A 17,286-nucleotide genomic window follows, 5' to 3' on the forward strand; every position below is an offset into this window, starting at 1 on the left:
TCTCATTTACTCGCCTCCACTCTCACTTTTTTCCCTGTTATCAATATTCTACGATACCCATCTTTTGTATCCGAACTGACTTCCTTTCCAAGGACTTTCACTTTGGAAAATTCTTCAGGAATCTCAATCGAAATCCCCCATTTGGACTGGGTTTGCTCCACTTCAATGGCTCGAACGCCAGACTTATCCACATAGGAAAGTTTGATTTCATTGTCCCCCACAATGACTTTCTGGATGGAAGCTTCCTCCCAGGCTGTTGGCATCTGAGGCCTTATGTAAATCACCTTATTTCCTGCATCAGGTTGAATTCCGAAAAACTGCATCACGATCGGCACACCGAAACTGTACATATTCCAAGCCTGCGTAAACATGCCGTAATCCGGAGATACTTCATACATAGAGCCTGGCAAAGCAAAGCCAAAACTTCGGGTCATCCGCTTCAAGTAGTCCAATGCCCCATCTGGATTTCCATATCTTCCTTCCCCGATAGCCGAAACACCGGTTGGTAATGTCATCACCGCACCCGTGTAGGAAAAGCTTTTGCTTCCTGCAAAAGACCCATCTTCATTTTCCGCCTGTTCGTCACGATCAATTCCTGTTACAAAAGTGCCAAAAGGATTAGTGTATTTTTTAGCGGTAGCCAAAGCGATTTTAGCCTTTTCGGGATCAGCAACTCCTGTTTCCATTGGGGTGTTGACCACCCAATTGTGAAAAAGTACAAATCCCTGTTTCTGATCCTTGGGTAAGGTAGATAACTTAGCCTTGGTAGCTTTCAGCTCTTCAACTGCCCAAGGTTTTTTCAGGGTATCTGCACGGATGATGGCATCGTCAATCAGATGTAATGCTTCCTCAACTGTGCCAATAAAATCAGCATAACTTCCAAACTCCTCTACCCAAAAGTCTGAATTAATCTTATCCGCCAAAGCATCAGCTGTCTGTTGATAACTTTTTGAAAGTTCGGTTTTTCCTAAGATTTCGGCCATTTTCGACGCATCTGCAAAGGCCTTTTGGGAATAGGCAGCGACATCAATCATCTCAGATTTCAGTCCATGGATTTCCATCATGCCATAACCGTCAGCGAGGAGATTGCCATCCTTGTCATTTTCCCGAAGAAGCCAGTCCAAACCTTTTTCAATAGATGGAAAATACTTCTCCAAAAGCTCCTTATCTCCTGTCCAACGGTACACTTCCCAAATCGTAGAAGTCCATTGTGGTGTCTCGTTGATATTCCCAGGATTGAATACTGCCCCATTGGTGCTCACTTCATGGATGATTCTGCCGTTTCCATTTTCTTTTTCAGAAAGGTTGTGGATAAGTTCAAGGGTAGAATAAACCAAGTCTTTTCTCCCCGTCGCAATTAAACCCTGGATCGTATATTCACTATCGACTCCAAAAAACCAAGGATAGTCCTGAAGTCCCGCCCCGAATCCCCTACCGATTCCTGGTACATCCCGTACTAGCCAATCTGTATTGTATTTGATCCATTGGAAAGCATTTTGAAGATCCGAATCAGGTATTTGTATTTCGGATAAGTTCGCTAAAGATTCATATCGCTTCTTTTTTGCATACCAATCCGTATCCAAATTCTTTCGCAAATCGACCAAGGTCTCCATGGCTTTCAATTCACTTTCCGAGGATCCTGCAATAAAAACTGGGATAATTTGCTCTGTCTCGCCAGGTAAATTTATTTCTAAAGAAAATCCCGCAGCAGCGCCATTTCCTTTGGGAGAATAATTACAGTCAAATCCATTTTCAGGGAAAAGAGTAATACCCTCTGCAGTACCCCACACCGTAACCCAAGGATTCCCTTGATCTTTGGCTGAAAAGGTGTTAGTCATTTCATCAAAGGAAATAAGGTCTTGTTGATCCTGCATTCCAGTTCGCTCTCCCAACCAAACTGGCAAAAGGTCTACAAAAGCATTGAATTGAAATTGGACTGTTTTTGCTGACTTATCCACATTTTGAACGCGAAAAAGAATAGTTAATCCTTCTTTTCCATCCGGCACGAATTGGAGTCGTTCTACTTCGATTCCGATAGACGAAAATTCAAATTGATGAAGGTTAGAAAATGGAAAGTTGGTGAAAGAAGAAGCCTTGTCTAGACAATACGTTTGGTTTTCAACTTTGATCGAACTTGTAAAACCATCCATCAATTTGATAGGATGTAGCCAAATTCCTCCCATTTCCCCCTGTACATGCCATCCCAAGTCTGAAAAACTCCCATCTTGATTTCCGATCAAATAGATCCGATCTCCTCCGGTAACAAAAGGAGATTTCAAATAATCAGATTTCCCGATCAATCCCTCTTGGGACTTAACATCTTCAAACAAAACCTGAGTAGGAGTAAGCGGCGCTTGGCATGAAAACAAGGTTGCAATCAAACCAAGCATTAAAAATCTGTGGGTCATAAACCATGGAATTAAGACGAAAAGATAAGCCAATTCAACTAAAATCGGGAATGACTATTCCTATTGACTTATCTGGAAGCGATTTGAAAAGTAAAGAATGAGACCCAAATGGCTCTCAAAATATTTTGTGAAAGTTTTCAAACACTTTTTTTAAACAGCCTGTTCGGAAGACATGAAATTCAATCGGATACTGGTTTGGTTTAGAAATGATTTGAGAATTCGGGATAATGAAACCTTGTCCCGGGCAATTCAATCAGGCATTCAAGTCATTCCTGTGTATTGCTTTGATCCGAGAATGTATGCAAATACATCCCTAGGATTTCCAAAAACTGGAGCTATTCGAGCGAAATTCATTTTGGAAAGTATTACAGACCTAAGGACATCCCTCCAAAAGATTGGAGGAGATATAATAATTCTTCAAGGAAAACCAGAAGTAGAAATTCCTCGCTTGGCAGAACAAGTAATGGCCGATGCGATATTCTTTTCAAAAGAAATAACTTCTGAAGAAAGAAGTGTGGATAAGTCTTTGGAAAAAACAGCCTTCTCAATGGGGATAGCCTGCGAAAGCTTTTGGCAAAGCACGCTTTATCATTTGGATGACTTTCCATTTCCAATCAAGCAGACACCTGAGGTATTTACTCAATTTCGAAAAGAAGTTGAAAAACAATCGAAAATCCGAGCAACATTCTCTGAAATAAAAGAAATCAAATTCCCTCAATCCGAACTTAAAAGTTTATTAGGGGAAGTACCAAAATTAAGTCATTTAGGACTGGAGGAACCCAAGTCAGATGTCCAATCGTGGTTGGAGATGAAGGGTGGAGAGTCATCTGCACTAGGGCGACTCAGGTCTTATTTTTGGGAAAAAGACCTACTCAAAGTCTATAAGGAAACTCGGAATGGAATGATCGGAATGGATTACAGTTCCAAATTTTCACCGTGGTTGGCTTTGGGTTGTATTTCGCCTCGGACGATCTATGAAGAAGTAAAAAAATACGAACGAGAGCGAAAGAAAAACGACAGCACATATTGGCTCATTTTTGAACTGATATGGAGAGATTATTTCCGGTTTATTGCCAAAAAACATGGAGATAAAATCTTTGATATTGAAGGCATCAAACATCAAAAGGACTCCTGGAGAAGAGATAAGGCTCAATTTGAGCGCTGGGTAGAGGGGATGACGGGAGTTCCTTTTGTGGATGCCAACATGAGAGAATTGAAAGAAACTGGATTTATGTCCAATAGAGGACGTCAAAATGTGGCCAGTTTCCTTGTCAATGATCTTGGAATTGACTGGACTTGGGGAGCCACCTACTTTGAAAGTCAGCTGATCGATTACGATGTCTGCTCCAATTGGGGCAACTGGATGTATGTGGGTGGAGTAGGCAATGACCCAAGAGAAAACCGCTATTTCAACATACTCAGACAAGCAAATAATTATGACAAAAAAGGAGAATTTGTCAGATTATGGATTCCTGAATTAGAAGAGATTAAAGGGTTTGATATTCATCAACCTTGGGAGTTATCCACATCTCAATTGAGAGCTCTGAAAATCCAACTTGGCCATACTTATCCACAGCCCATAATCAAAATCCCAAAACTCGAAAAATCCTATTAAGCTTATCATAGATCCAAAACCTCAAGAATTTTCTTGGGGTTTTTTCTTTTGGAATTTTTCTTTGTTAGGTCTCCAAAACCAGAAGAAATTGAAAATCGTTATCCCCGCATTTATAAATATCAAGTGAATCCAGGTTTCCCTTTTCATAATTACCGAAAAGTCAAAAGTAAGCATAGGATAAACATAGGCTTGTACCAGGATGAAATACAAAACGCTAAAAATTAGTATTCCAATCCAAGTTGGTTTCCATTTTAGATAGGTTATTAAATCTTTCATAAGTAGAAAAATCTTGAGGCTCAATTTTTTGGATTAGTATTCTCCTTTTTGAACAACTTTTCTCGATTTGGTCGAAAAAAGACGAAATAAAATCCAATCATAAATGGAATCTGCTTGAGAAAAACACGAATCCACACTATTGGGTCCAAGCCAACGCTTAGATCAAAGGTTAGCGTAGGATAAACATAAGCCTCCAACCAAAAAAAATCAATCAGAATAGAGATGACAAAAAGCCACCAAAATTTCTTTAAGTAGCCCAGAAATTCTTTCATTCTTAAATATTCCCTTAATACTCAAACGTAAACCTACCCAAATCGGCAGGAATCTGCTTTTTCCTTTTTAATTCTCTTTGATGCAAATACTGCCCTAATTCCGCAAAAAATGGAAATCCAACCGCATCATATTCATATTGATCATCATTGAGGATTTGGTCTGAATTCACATAGATGATTGCAGTCACAAAGAATTCAATCCCATGTTCAAAATCAACGAAATAGCTTCCATCCAGCAGGTGTCCATAAGCTTGTCCTGTTTTGTTGAAAATTCGAATGGAAGCAGGAATTGGGTCCTTCGATAATCCATCCTTGTAAAATTTAGAATAGGTATCCCAATATTCAGATTGTGGATAACTTGGGAAATCGCTTTCTCCTGGGAGCATACTCATGTATTTCAAAACCAAAGAACGGTGTGCTTCATTAAGATTAAACCGCTCAACTCCCAAAAATGCTTCTGGGAAAATCATCCGCTTCACTACGCCGTCGAAGTCTGTCAAAGAAAAGCGATTCTTATGAGTAAAATCCAAAGGTTCCTGAACTAGGGAATCACCTAAATAATACCCATTTCCAATTTTGGGCTGGGCGCTATTAAAATAGATTTTGTCTGTAGTTCGTGCAGGAAGCTTCAAAATTGAATTCCCTAATGAATCCTGAAAATAAACTGGATTAAACATCCGATTTTCCTCAGGACTTGCTGGAAAACTTAAGCGGTGATTAATCACAGTATGCAATAGACCCTTTTCCTTGAGTTTTTCATTGATATATTCCTGTCCCAGCAATTCATAAAGCCGATTATAAGCATCATTATCACTTACCAACAAAATCTTTTTTACGTAATGAGCGATACTAGGAAGGTTATTTTTGGCAGTAGAATCAGACCAAGCCGGAATTTGGGAAGGATGAACAGAATCCGTAAGCATAATACTTTCTGCAGATAAGTCGTCCATCCCTTGTTCCTCCAGCCATTCCAAGGCTAGGATAGCCACGGGAAGCTTGACCGTTGAAGCTGGATAAAAATATCGTGATTCGTCAAGGTTATAGGTATAGGAAATCATTAACGGATTTCCGTGTTCATTTCGATCAATTTGGGTATAAATGATCTGTACTTGATATAAGTTGGAATCAGCTAAAACCTTTTTTAAAACCGGGAAATCCTCCAAATTTTCTCGAAATGGGGCATCAGAATGCTGGCAGGAGGCTAAGCCAAATATGCTTAGGAATAAAATGAGGTTTAATTTATTCATCGGTCTTCTGAAAGTTGGTGCAAAGCATCATTGATCGCCATTAAATCCCCGAAGGTGTGGAATGCCGATACAACAATTCGATTTATAGTTGGACTCTGCGGTGTTGGATAAGCGAAAGAAGAAATCAAAAATCCCATCTGTCCTAGCCTTTCTGCCCAGCCATTTTCAGAAAGGACAAAAACCGGAAATTTTTCCGAGCCTAAAACTGAGGACAGGAGGTTCGTTTCTTGATGAAATATCTGAGAATAGTGTCTAATCTTTTCGGCTTGGGCTTGATATAAATCTTGACAATCTAAGAATGCTTGAAGGTTGGCTGGAGAGCCTGGAGAAGCACCAGCAAAAATCTCCCTGGCTTTAATACTTGAAATTAAATCCTGCTTCCCTAGAATAATCCCAGCTGGCATGGCCAAACCCTTTCCAAGGGAACCTGAAACCACTAGATCAAACGAAGAGTCAGCAAGCGAGCTATACGATCCAAAAACTTGATGTCCTAGGGTTCCAAAAGCATGACTATCGTCTATCAATAAAGTCACCTCATGCTTTTTTGAAATGTATTTTACCCAGGAATAATCATGAACCTCTGCTCGAAGTGGATCTACAGCATTTCCCAAAATCAAAATTTTTTGAGCAGAAAGGGATTCAGCAAGCTCCAAACAGCGATTTTTCCATTGTATAAAACTGAATTGAATATCAGGTTTTAATGACTCCGGTAAAATGGCCGGATGTGTATCAGGAGCAATCCAGCACAGATTTGTTTGAACTCGAAGCCTTTGAAGTGCCGCTTGACCTGCGAGATAACCTGAGCTCATGACTGCCGCAGATTCTGCTCCCGAATGTGTAGCAAAAAATTGTTCAAACTCCTCAAACAGACTCAAGCGCAGGTTATTGACCCTGCTTAATCCATGATTGAATCCCCATTTTCGGATATTTTCAATCAAAATTTCCTCATACACTGACAAGCTCTCCATCCCCAAATAGGAGGTTCCACTGAAGTAAAGAAGTTTCCGTCCTTCTACTTCTAGGGTTCTTCCTATTCGGTGATTGAGCTGAAGCGGTTTCAATTGATTTTATTTTGCAAAAATCTGAGAAGGGTCCTGGAAGGATTTAAATTCTAAGGCATTTCCACAAGGATCAAGGAAGAACATCGTTGCTTGCTCACCTACTTCACCTTTGAATCTGATATAGGGTTCAATCACGAATTCAATTCCATGGGCTTTCAATTTATCTGCTAATTGATGCCAATCTTCCCAACCGAGAATTGCCCCAAAATGACGAACGGGAACATTCTTGCCATCCACCTCATTCGTTTTTGCATTAGCCAACTCTTCAGGCTTAATGTGCGCTGAAAGTTGGTGCCCGAAAAAATTAAAGTCAATCCACTTATCCGTACTTCTGCCAATATCGCATCCAAGCAGATCTCCGTAAAATTGACGTGTCTCTTCAATATCCCGAATCGGGAATGCTAAATGGAAGGGTTTAAATTCGCTCATATTCCTTACTTTTGGAGGTGATTTTTAATGCAATTAAGTGATTTTTCAGGCCTAAAGATATGTCAAAAAAGAAAACAGTTTCACTCGTTTTGAGCAGTGGCGGAGCAAGAGGATTAGCCCATGTGGGAGTCATTGAAGAATTGGAAAAACGGGGCTATGAAATTCAAGAAATTGCAGGATGTTCAGCTGGTGCCTTGGTTGGCGGGATGTACGCTGCTGGCAAAATGAATGAATTCAAAGACTGGATTTGCAACCTTGACCGGATTGATGTGTTTTCGCTCATGGATTTTACATTTTCGAGCAAAGGCTTTATTAAAGGAGAGAAAGTATTCCAAGCGCTGAAAAAGGTAGTCCCTGATTGTATGATTGAAGATCTACCTTTGAAGTTTTCCTGCAATGCAGTAAACATTGATAGCGGAAAAGAACAACTATTTTCCAAAGGAAGTCTCTACAAAGCCATTCGCGCATCAGGAAGTATTCCCTCTGTTTTTTTACCTGCAAAGTATGATAAGCAACACTTTATCGATGGAGGAGTGTTAAACCCAATTCCAATTTCATTGATTTCAAATCTGGAAAATATCGTGGTAGTAGTTGACGTGAATGGCTCTGAAGAGGACTTTCTAAAGCTTCCTAAAAAGTCTTCGCCAGAAAAATCTGGCCTTTCACTTCCCAGCTGGCTGAAAGAATATCAAAGGAAAATGAAGCAATTTTTCCCAGAGGAGAAAAAGGAAGAAAAAAAGGAGTCCTATTCAGCCTTGGATTTGGTTACCCGGTCTTTTGACCTGCTACAGGATCAGTATTGTAATTTGATCCTTGAAAAATATCCGATTGATGTGACTATAAAAATCTCCAGAAGTCAGGCAGGAACTCTTGAATTCCACCGCTCTGCAGAAATGATAGAAATCGGAAAATTAAAAGCAATTGAAGCCCTCGATCAATTTGAAGATGGAAATTCATGAACTCAATCATTTGCTCGGCAATGTGGATATCTACCTGTTGGACCAGATCCTAAAGGGAAGATTTTCCAAAGACATGAAAATCTTGGATGCAGGCTGTGGAGAAGGAAGAAATGCGGTATACTTTATTCAAAAAGGATATCAAATCTTTGGGATAGACCCTAATGAATTAGCGATTCAATATTGCCGATACTTATCCAAAAGTTTGAATTCAACTTTTGACATCCATCGCTTTCAAGTTGGTCAGTTGGAAGAAATTCCATTTCATTCGAATGCCTTTGATGCAGTGATATGTTCGGCTGTTCTACATTTTGCAGAAGATGTGGATAACTTCTGGGAAATGATTCAGGAAATACATCGAGTGCTAAAACCTAAAGGTGTTTTTTGGTTTCGAATGACGACAGCTTTTGGAGGCATTTTGGATGAAAGTACTCATCTTGGAAATGGAAAATATGGCCTTCCAGATGGCACAGAGCGGTTTTTGTTTCTTCCTGAATATGTGGATAAATTGGCGAAAATCGGATTTTCAAGTTTAGAATCTTTGAAAACTGTCCTTATTCCACACCAACGAGAAATGGGAGTTTTCTGCCTCGAAAAAACGCACTAACTCTTATTTTAAAAGGATGAACTCATTGATTTTTTGAGAAACTTCAGGGATAAATTTGGGCGAATAGGCATCCAAATGACCTCCTTGAATATGTAAAATTTCAAACTTATCCACAGTGCTTTGCTTCCATAATTCAATGTCCTGAAGTGAAGTTGCCATGGAAAGATTGGAATAAACCAAAAGTAGGTTCGAAACCTTTTCTATTGGTGTAGTCTGTCTTAAAAACTCATGAACACTTTGATTGAAAAGTCCCTTTTCTTCGTTTGTGGCATGGGCATTCTTTTTAGCAAAACCCCAAAACAATTCAAAAGTCTTTTGAATGGCTTCTGAAATTGGTCTTTGGATAAATAACCCTTTGAGGTAATTCACTCTGGATCGATTTGATCGATTAAGTTTTGGACCTTCTGTTCCAAAACTGTAAAAAGGAGAGTCCAAAAGAATAACCCCAAGTCCAAGTTTGCTCGCCACTTTTGCAGCCAACCAACCATTGAAACTTGATCCAATCAAATACGCATTTGTGTAAGGCATGAGCAAGTTTTCCAGTTCTTCTAAAATGGAAGCTGATGACTTTCCTTTTAGTATCGCAAAAATATCAATGCGCAAGGTTGCTGTGGAGAATTGTGGACTTGCCTCAAGCTGCTCCCTTAATGGAGAAAGTGAATCGTAGTACCCTGATTCCAAAAATAGTAACCATGTGAAAGCTTGATTTCTGGATCTTTTCGAAATTTCCAAGACCGGAAATTTCGGCTCGTCCAATTCCTGAATAGCTCTGGAAACTAGGGAAATCGTACGGTAGGTGTGGATCATTTGCAGCGGGAGTTCCTTGTTGAGCTCTTTGCTTAACTCTTCAATAATGAAAGCTGCAAGCATTGAATTTCCACCCAGATCTAGGAAAAAATCAGCATCAAGCCGATCGATCATTATGTTCAATTCCCGAGTCCAAATCTCATAAACCAATTTAGTGGTAGTGTCCTGAATCTGAAGTTTTCTGGCCTTTAAAGCATGTTCATTCGCAATTTTTTCAAGACTAATTCGGTCCAGTTTGCCATGAGCATTCATGGGAAAAATATCCAAGGGGACATACAGCCTAGGCGCAGTCGTAAGATGAGATTGGGAATGAAAATGTTCACGGATTGCATGCTCGCTCCAGGACTCTTGGCTCAAAATAAATGCGACTAAATAGGAGAATCCATGAGCATCATGAACCACGAGAACCTTGCATTCTGTGATTTGGGGCTGAGCAACATAAATTTCTTCTCTGATTCGGCTCAAATCCACAAAAACCCCATTCACCTTTTGTTGGGTTTGATTTCTTCCTACGAGTTTCAGAGCACCTTCTTTATTGAAGAATCCTAAATCACCCGTATGGTAAATTCGGTTTTGATCATCTACAGGATGGAATAAAATTTTCCTTTGGAACCAATACCCCAAGCTGATATACGGGGAATACACCACAATTTCTCCGACTTCACCTAGATTGACTTCTGCATTAGTGTCATCCAGGAGTTTTACTTGCTTTTTTCGGACAGGAACTCCATCCTGAATTAGGTCAAATTGGGTGTTTTTGGGAGAACAAGAAGTTGCGGAGATCGTTCTAGTTTCTGTGCTTGCATAGGCTAATTGCAGCAAAACTGAATCTGGAAAATGGAAAGAAACCAATTTCAAATCTGAAGCCTGAATTGGCTCTCCACCGAGACATAAAAATCGGATAGAAGCCGTAAATTCTGAAAGACGATTTCCCAAAAGCAGAACAATGCCCCGGAATGCAGTACTTGTCAAGGTGGCCATCGTCACTTCATATTTTTTCCAAAAACGCGGAATTTGTTCTAAGCCTTGCTCTGAAATAGCATGTACCACCAATGCAGCGCCTGAAAGCCAAGCAGGGAAAATACTGGCAAGTGAGGAGCTAAAGGAGGCAGCAAAAAGAAAGTCGATTCGGTCTTTTGAGGAAATATGATTTTCTTCAATCTGACGATCCGTATCTTCCACTATTGATCGGTAATCATGCAAGACATACTTTGCTGATCCTGTACTTCCAGAAGTCGCATAGACACAAAAAAATCGATCTTCCCAGTTATTTTCATTTTTCCACCATGGCTCCAAGGCAGATACAGAATCCTTTAAATCACTCATGGAGCAGGTTGCAACTGGGAGCGACTCAAAAGATTCGATATCTGTCAAGATTAGAGCTATGGGGACATGATCTAAAACTTCTTTTCCCTGATGATGGGGTAGAAAGAAAAAGTAATTTCCAGATAATAAGACCGCTAAGGCTGCAATAGCCTCCTCTGCCTTTGATTTTAAGGCGATCCCAATACAGGCCTGAGATAGATTCCTTTGCTGAAGTGATGCTGCGAGTTTTTTCGCCAGATTCAATAGTTCTGAATAAGTAAGTTGCAGCTCATCCGAAAGCAGTGCAGGATTTTCTGATTGATTTTCAGCAATCCAAAAAAACTTATCCCACATGCTCATATACCTCTAGCTGCTGAGCTAAGGACATCCCTTGCTTGATCATATTTTGGTGGCTAATGCTCCCTTCATAAGCCCAAGAATAAATCGGAAGATCAGGCTTACCAGATTGACATATTTTCATCCTATGAGCTAGAGAAGCTTTATGGAATCCCAAATTTCGATGGGATCTGTTGATAGCACCCACTGAAAGAATCTGGACATTTTCATCCGAATACAGTCCGGATATCCCTACCGGATTTCCTTGAAAATTGACAAAAAAGAAAGAGATCCCGGGGATTCTGGATTTATGAAGAAAATTCTCCTCCACAGATTCAGCATGTCGGTTTTCAGCTTCAAAACAGCTTAAATAAAGCCAGGCAAATTCCTGAATCCGATCCTCAGTCACCCTCACTAACTCGATCTCAGGTGATACTGCGGCGCTTTTAACACTTTTTGGATCTATTTTCATGACAGAAATTCGCTTCACATTTTGATAGACGCCACTTTTCTGCAAAACCTCCTTTGAAACCAAATCTTGTGAATCAATCAAAACTTGATGTTGGTGCTGAAATGTATCTGCATAAAAACCCCTAATCAAATCCAACATTTCAGGGCTTTCTATCCGACCGATGCAATAATTGAAATATTGGATTGGTGTAAATTTTAATAAGGTAAGCGCAGGAGTATGAGAAATCGAAATCGTACTTCGTATCGACTGATTATTTCGAAAAGCTTCCAATCGAAGCAAATCATACTGAAGAAGGGTATTCATAAAAAAGAATTCGAAGAAGTTTCTGTGATTTAGTCAGAATTGATCCCTAAGTAGAACAAAATTTCAGCTTTGGCAATGCAACCATTTTAAAGGTACAAATTAGGTAAATTAACGGGTAGGAAAGTACTTGAGCAGATAAAAAAAGCTGAATTCAGGCGCTTAAGACAGATTTTCCCTAAGTTTGAACAATTCCTATTTTTAGAATGAATCTCCAAAACGCACTTGAACTCATCGGCACCTTTGTGTTTGCTATATCTGGCGCCTTAGCAGTGAGGGAAAAGGAGCATGACCTATTCGGAGCAGGATTTACAGGATTTATTACTGCAATTGGGGGAGGTACATTACGCGATATTTTATTGGATAGCTATCCGTTAGTGTGGATTGGTGACATTCACTTTTTATACGCCATTTTATTGGGAATTTTTGCGGCATTTATTTTTCCGAATCTTTTGAGCCGCCTTCGGAAAACCTTCTTTTTATTTGACACTTTGGGAATTGGGTTTTTCACAGTTCTTGGCGTGGAAAAGGCACTTTCCTTGGGAGTACGGCCAGAAATTGCTGCAATAATGGGGATGTTTTCGGCAGTGATGGGTGGAGTCATTCGCGACACGCTAACGAATGATATCCCAATTCTTTTTCGCAAAGAGATTTACGCCTCTGCATGTTTGATCGGAGCCGTAATTTATTTGGTCCTAGATTACTTTGCTGTGGAACGGAATTTCAATTTGCTGATTTCCATGAGTGTGATCATTTCAATTCGTCTGATTGCTATGAAGTACAAGTTGAGCCTGCCTAGATTAGACTAATTATGCCTAAAAATTTTTTTGACGAATGAATTTTAATATTTTCCCTAATCGAATCGACATCGAATCTTTCAAAAGAGCCAATGAACTCCATTGAATTGACCTATTATACTTTTTATCTCTTTGCTAAATGAGCCTAAAAGCAAATTCTGTAGACTGGAAAGCTGTAGTTAATCCCAAATCTCTAATCTTGATGGTTTTGGGAGTTCTATGTTCTGCAGTGGCCTTGGAGGCGTTTATGCTTCCTAATAAATTTCTGGATGGAGGGGTTACAGGGATGGCCATCATTGTCAATCTGCATTACGATGTGAATTTGAATTTGCTGCTGATGCTGATCAATGCTCCATTTTTTGCGATTGCCTGGAAAAAAATTGGAAAAACTTTCACCGTTCAGTCCATCATCTCGGTAGTCCTTTTGATCATTGCTTTGGAGTTTATAGAGATTCCAGCGGTTACCGAAGACAAAGTCCTTATCGCGGTATTCGGTGGTGTCATGATGGGACTAGGGATTGGTTTGATTATTCGTGGAGGAGGATTGATTGATGGATTTGAAGTAATCACCACCTATTTTCAACGCAATTCGGCACTTTCTGCAAGTGAAATTACCATCTTCTTAAATTCCTTAATCATGCTTTTTGCAGCACTCTTTTTTGGAATTGAAGCCGCGATGTATTCTATATTAACCTACTTCACTGCGATTAAAATGACTGATTATGTCGTGGAAGGATTTGAAGAATACACGGCGTTAACTATTATTTCCAAGGAAGATGAACGCGTGAAGGAATTGATTGTGAAAGATTTTGGAAAAGCGATCTCAGTATACAAGGGTGAACGCGGCTATTTACCGGATACGTTTCATATTCATCACCCTTGTGATATCATCATGACAGTGGTAACCCGTCTGGAAGTGCATCGAATCAAATTAGCCATACAACAAATTGATCCTAAGGCGTTTTTTTATGTACAGACGATCAAAGAAGTAAAAGGAGGAGTCATCAAACAAATAGGAAGCAAACACAACTGATGGTTTTCGAAGAAATAAAAAAGAAGATTTACGAAGACATTTTGGAAAAATTGCCTTCCCACCTGACCTATCACAATCTGGCTCATACAGCCTATGTATTAGATCGAGCCGTATTTTTGGCAGAGCAATCCAAAGTCAGTTCCGACGAACTCGAACTCTTACGATTAGCTGCACTTTTCCACGACACAGGATTTATTGAAAGTCCCAAAGATCATGAAGAAAGAGGATGCAAAATCGCAAGATCCTACCTTGCCGAATCCTACTCCGAAGAGCAACTGTCTCTTATTTGTGGGATGATTATGGCAACTAAAATCCCTCAAAATCCACAAACTGAACTTGAGAAAATCCTTGCCGATGCCGATTTGGAATATTTAGGAACTGACCTTTTTGAAGAAATCGGGGAAAGTCTCTACAAGGAATTGAAACATTCGATTCCAGATTTTTCGCAGCAGGCTTGGGACGAGCTGCAGCTGGCATTTATGGAAAAGCACCATTTCCACACTGATTATTGCCGGCAAAACCGCGAGCCTAAAAAGCAGGAAAATCTGCTGATAGTGAAGAAGAGATTGGGATTTGTTTAACTGCGAACAGCCCTTAATATTAAATCAAATACTTCAGTGGGTTGAATCCTATCGGATGAAATTAATTTAGAATCCCCCACCAAAAGCGGCTTGTCCAAATCTGACTCAGGAATGCGTCCATGTGCCCCCTTCACTAAGGTTGCATCCAAAGGAATCACATCCATCAGGTAGCGAAAACCGAGCTTTTTCTTCAGGACTTTGGAGCCGATTTTTAGGATTGGAATTTTGATCGCAGGATCAAGCACGAGCTCGACAGGATCGTAACCAGGTTTTCGGTGGATATCCACACATCTAGCATAGTCGGGTGCTTTGGTATCGTCCAGCCAGAAATAATAAGTAAACCAAGAATCCGCATCCGCGATCACCACCAAATCCCCCGAACGGGCATGATCGATGTGGTAGTCTTTTTTTCCTTGGGCATCCAGCACTTTTTCCACACCCGGAGTCTTTTCCAGCAGGGCTTTGACCTCGGAAAGTTTGGAGTGATCATTGACATGTACATGAGCCACTTGATGATCCGCTACCGCAAATACCGCCGATGTGCCGGAATCAAGCGTCTCCCTACCTAGCTCATTTTTCACCTGAATCCAGCCTTTTTCCCTGAAAATGCGGTTGAGATGCACTGGCTTACTCACACTTGTAATTCCATACTCCGAAAGCAACAAAACCTCAGCGCCTCTACTTTCAAAAAAGGTTATCAAGTCCCTGGCCAAATCGTCCACCTCTTTAAGGTCCTTGGAGATTTTGGAAAAGTCGATCCCGTACTTCTGGAGGTTATAGTCCAAATGTGGAATATAGATGAGATTCAATGTAGGATTGTACCATTCCTCTACCTTTTTGGCCGCCTCGGCGATCCATTTACTGGATTCGATGGTAGTATTCGGCCCCCAAAAAGTGAAGAGCGGAAACTGTCCCAACTCAGCCTGAAGCTTGTCTCGCAGCTCCATGGGTTGGCTGTGGCAATCGGGCAATTTGCGGCCATCTGCAGGATATAGCGGTCGCGGAGTTACAGCATAATCGGCGGATGAATACATATTGTACCACCAAAACAGATTCGCTACGGTAAAACCAGGATTCTCTTTCCGCAGGACTTCCCATACTTTTTCAGCTTGTACGAGCTTATTGGACTGACGCCAAAATTTAATCTCGCACTCATCCTGAAAGTACCAGCCATTGCCTACGATGCCGTTTTCCGTTGGCCACTTTCCGGTCAGATACACAGATTGGGCCGAGCAGGTAACAGCAGGAAGTACGGGTTCGACCACAGCTTGCTTCTTGGATGCGATCCATTTTTTCAAAAAAGGCGTATGCTCTCCGATCACTCGGGGAGTCAAGGCAACAATATCTAGAACGACGGTCTTTTTCATGGTTAAACTATCAAATCAAGGGGCTGAACCCAATTATGCCAATGTTAAAGAACAGATTTACGAATTCAGAATTACGATTTACGACCTGTAATCGAAATTCAAACCTTATTCTCAAAAAGGTTAAATCCTGAGAAAAAGCCCCAAACTTCTCTCCACATCGTAAATCAAAAACCGTAAATCAAGGAACATTTAATCCTTCTTCAAGGTCTCTATCACCCAACTTAACTCCCTAGCAATTGAATCACCCAAGGTCAGGTGGGTATCTTCTGGCAGAACTTCCCAAGTATAGGTTTCTACTTCCAGATGTTGGGTAATCTCAGGATTGGATAAAATTTGATTGAGTACAAGGGAAATATCGCTTTGTGTAGACTGGAATGAACCATAATTGTCCAAAAAGACCGGAACATGAAAATGAATTCGCCACTCCATATCCTTGGTTTTGCTTAAGTGCTCAATGGCCTGAGGCAAATCCGGATAAGAGGCAAACTGTCCATCTTTCCTACGTGCCACGACTTGATGAAGGTAGGTTGATTCGGCAAATTCTTCCAAGCGTTTCACAAGACTGAACCGTTCATTTGCTGAATTAGGAATCATTACCTTCAGCGCTGCTGAAATTTGAATTTTGCCAATCTGAATTCCGGCGGTTTTCAACTTTTGGAAAGTTTCTGCCGGGTTTTCATAAACGATAGCAAAATGACAAACATCGTAGCAAGCTTGGATATGCGTTTTTATGAGATTTTCTGCTTCCTCTTGCGAAATATCAAACTTGGAGGTTAATTCGGTTTTCCCTTTTGGCAATAACCATTTTTGAAAATAACTGATGAGCTCGTCGGAATTTTCAAGTATCCCATCCGGTTCTGGCTCAATATCTAAATGGAGAATTTTTCCTGTCTGCTTTTGGATGTTCACCAATTCTTCCACAACCTCAATTAGTTGATTGGTAGATTTTTCGATGGCTTCATTCTTGGCCTTTTCAGATTTAAACCAATGTCTATACGAAAGCGGGGAAGTTGAAATTCCACCTTTCATACCTTCTGGAAGTAATTGAGCTAAAATCTGAAAACTCCGAATGGTATATTCCTTTCGTTCCGGAGTAGTCCAGTCTGGGGAATGCACATTTTCTTTTACCTTGGTTCGGTGAAAACCTCCATATGGAAAGCAATTCAGGGTAAAAACATAAGCATTTGTCTTTTTTAGCCATTCCTGAAATTCCTTCATCCGCTCTGGACGCTCCAAAATCAGAGAAGCCTCATGAGAAAGTCGAAGACCTATTCCAAATGGGCCTTTGTGTTTAAGGCGGTTCTTTACCTCAGGAATATAAATTTTGAGGTTTTCAAAAGTAGCATCCCAAGATTCTCCTGGATGAATATTGCTGCAATAGCTAAGATGAAAGTCATTGATTTTCATAGACTGGAAA

14 protein-coding genes are annotated in these 17,286 nt (G+C 40.4%); 6 read left to right on the forward strand and 8 right to left on the reverse strand.

The features are described 5' to 3' along the window. Positions 1-2 precede the first annotated feature (2 nt). Positions 3-2,408, reverse strand: coding sequence for an alpha-L-rhamnosidase-related protein (locus AO498_RS02450; protein ID WP_067543305.1), 2,406 nt, complete (start codon positions 2,406-2,408; stop codon positions 3-5). Positions 2,409-2,580: 172 nt separating this feature from the next. Between AO498_RS02450 and AO498_RS02455 the strand changes: the two genes are divergently transcribed. After that, complete coding sequence (locus AO498_RS02455; protein ID WP_067543308.1) at positions 2,581-4,023, forward strand: DASH family cryptochrome; 1,443 nt, start codon at positions 2,581-2,583, stop codon at positions 4,021-4,023. A gap of 562 nt (positions 4,024-4,585) precedes the next feature. Here AO498_RS02455 and AO498_RS02470 read toward each other — a convergent pair. From AO498_RS02470 to AO498_RS02480, 3 genes are read right to left on the reverse strand one after another with little or no spacing between them, the layout of a single operon-like run. Continuing rightward, a complete protein-coding gene (locus AO498_RS02470) occupies positions 4,586-5,818 on the reverse strand; it encodes a serine hydrolase (protein WP_067543317.1) in 1,233 nt (410 codons plus the stop codon). After that, a complete protein-coding gene (locus tag AO498_RS02475) occupies positions 5,815-6,879 on the reverse strand; it encodes an aminotransferase class I/II-fold pyridoxal phosphate-dependent enzyme (RefSeq protein ID WP_067543321.1) in 1,065 nt (354 codons plus the stop codon). The genes AO498_RS02470 and AO498_RS02475 overlap by 4 nt, the downstream gene beginning before the upstream one ends. Before the next feature lie 6 nt (positions 6,880-6,885). Further along, the gene (locus AO498_RS02480) at positions 6,886-7,308 is read right to left on the reverse strand and encodes a VOC family protein (protein WP_067543324.1); all 423 of its coding nucleotides are present in this window, start codon (positions 7,306-7,308) and stop codon (positions 6,886-6,888) included. Positions 7,309-7,367: 59 nt separating this feature from the next. Between AO498_RS02480 and AO498_RS02485 the strand changes: the two genes are divergently transcribed. Further along, complete coding sequence (locus tag AO498_RS02485) at positions 7,368-8,267, forward strand: patatin-like phospholipase family protein (protein ID WP_067543327.1); 900 nt, start codon at positions 7,368-7,370, stop codon at positions 8,265-8,267. Beyond that, positions 8,254-8,871 carry a class I SAM-dependent methyltransferase gene (locus AO498_RS02490; protein WP_067543330.1) on the forward strand — a complete coding sequence of 206 codons (618 nt, stop codon included), beginning with the start codon at positions 8,254-8,256 and terminating at the stop codon, positions 8,869-8,871. Before AO498_RS02485 ends, AO498_RS02490 begins: the two co-directional genes overlap by 14 nt. A gap of 3 nt (positions 8,872-8,874) precedes the next feature. On the opposite strand, the gene AO498_RS02495 is transcribed toward AO498_RS02490, so the two are convergent. Both AO498_RS02495 and AO498_RS02500 read right to left on the reverse strand, forming a co-directional pair. Further along, positions 8,875-11,343, reverse strand: coding sequence for a non-ribosomal peptide synthetase (locus AO498_RS02495; RefSeq protein ID WP_082792176.1), 2,469 nt, complete (start codon positions 11,341-11,343; stop codon positions 8,875-8,877). Then, complete coding sequence (locus tag AO498_RS02500) at positions 11,327-12,094, reverse strand: hypothetical protein (protein ID WP_067543336.1); 768 nt, start codon at positions 12,092-12,094, stop codon at positions 11,327-11,329. Before AO498_RS02500 ends, AO498_RS02495 begins: the two co-directional genes overlap by 17 nt. 203 nt (positions 12,095-12,297) lie before the next feature. Between AO498_RS02500 and AO498_RS02505 the strand changes: the two genes are divergently transcribed. The 3 genes from AO498_RS02505 to AO498_RS02515 all read left to right on the forward strand — a co-directional run bounded on the left by AO498_RS02505 (position 12,298) and on the right by AO498_RS02515 (position 14,502). Continuing rightward, complete coding sequence (locus AO498_RS02505) at positions 12,298-12,900, forward strand: trimeric intracellular cation channel family protein (protein ID WP_067543339.1); 603 nt, start codon at positions 12,298-12,300, stop codon at positions 12,898-12,900. Between the two features lie 127 nt (positions 12,901-13,027). Beyond that, positions 13,028-13,921, forward strand: a complete 894-nt coding sequence (locus AO498_RS02510; protein WP_067543343.1) for a YitT family protein — start codon at positions 13,028-13,030, stop codon at positions 13,919-13,921. After that, complete coding sequence (locus AO498_RS02515) at positions 13,921-14,502, forward strand: HD domain-containing protein (protein WP_067543346.1); 582 nt, start codon at positions 13,921-13,923, stop codon at positions 14,500-14,502. The genes AO498_RS02510 and AO498_RS02515 overlap by 1 nt, the downstream gene beginning before the upstream one ends. Here AO498_RS02515 and AO498_RS02520 read toward each other — a convergent pair. Beyond that, on the reverse strand, positions 14,499-15,869 hold the full coding sequence (locus AO498_RS02520) for an alkaline phosphatase family protein (protein ID WP_067543349.1): 1,371 nt from the start codon (positions 15,867-15,869) through the stop codon (positions 14,499-14,501). The genes AO498_RS02515 and AO498_RS02520 overlap by 4 nt on opposite strands. 189 nt (positions 15,870-16,058) lie before the next feature. Continuing rightward, positions 16,059-17,276 (reverse strand): metabolite traffic protein EboE, encoded by a 1,218-nt coding sequence (gene eboE, locus AO498_RS02525; RefSeq protein WP_067543352.1) that lies wholly within the window; start codon positions 17,274-17,276, stop codon positions 16,059-16,061. Positions 17,277-17,286: the final 10 nt, after the last annotated feature.

The sequence above is a fragment of the Algoriphagus sanaruensis genome (assembly GCF_001593605.1).
Lineage (GTDB): Bacteria > Bacteroidota > Bacteroidia > Cytophagales > Cyclobacteriaceae > Algoriphagus > Algoriphagus sanaruensis.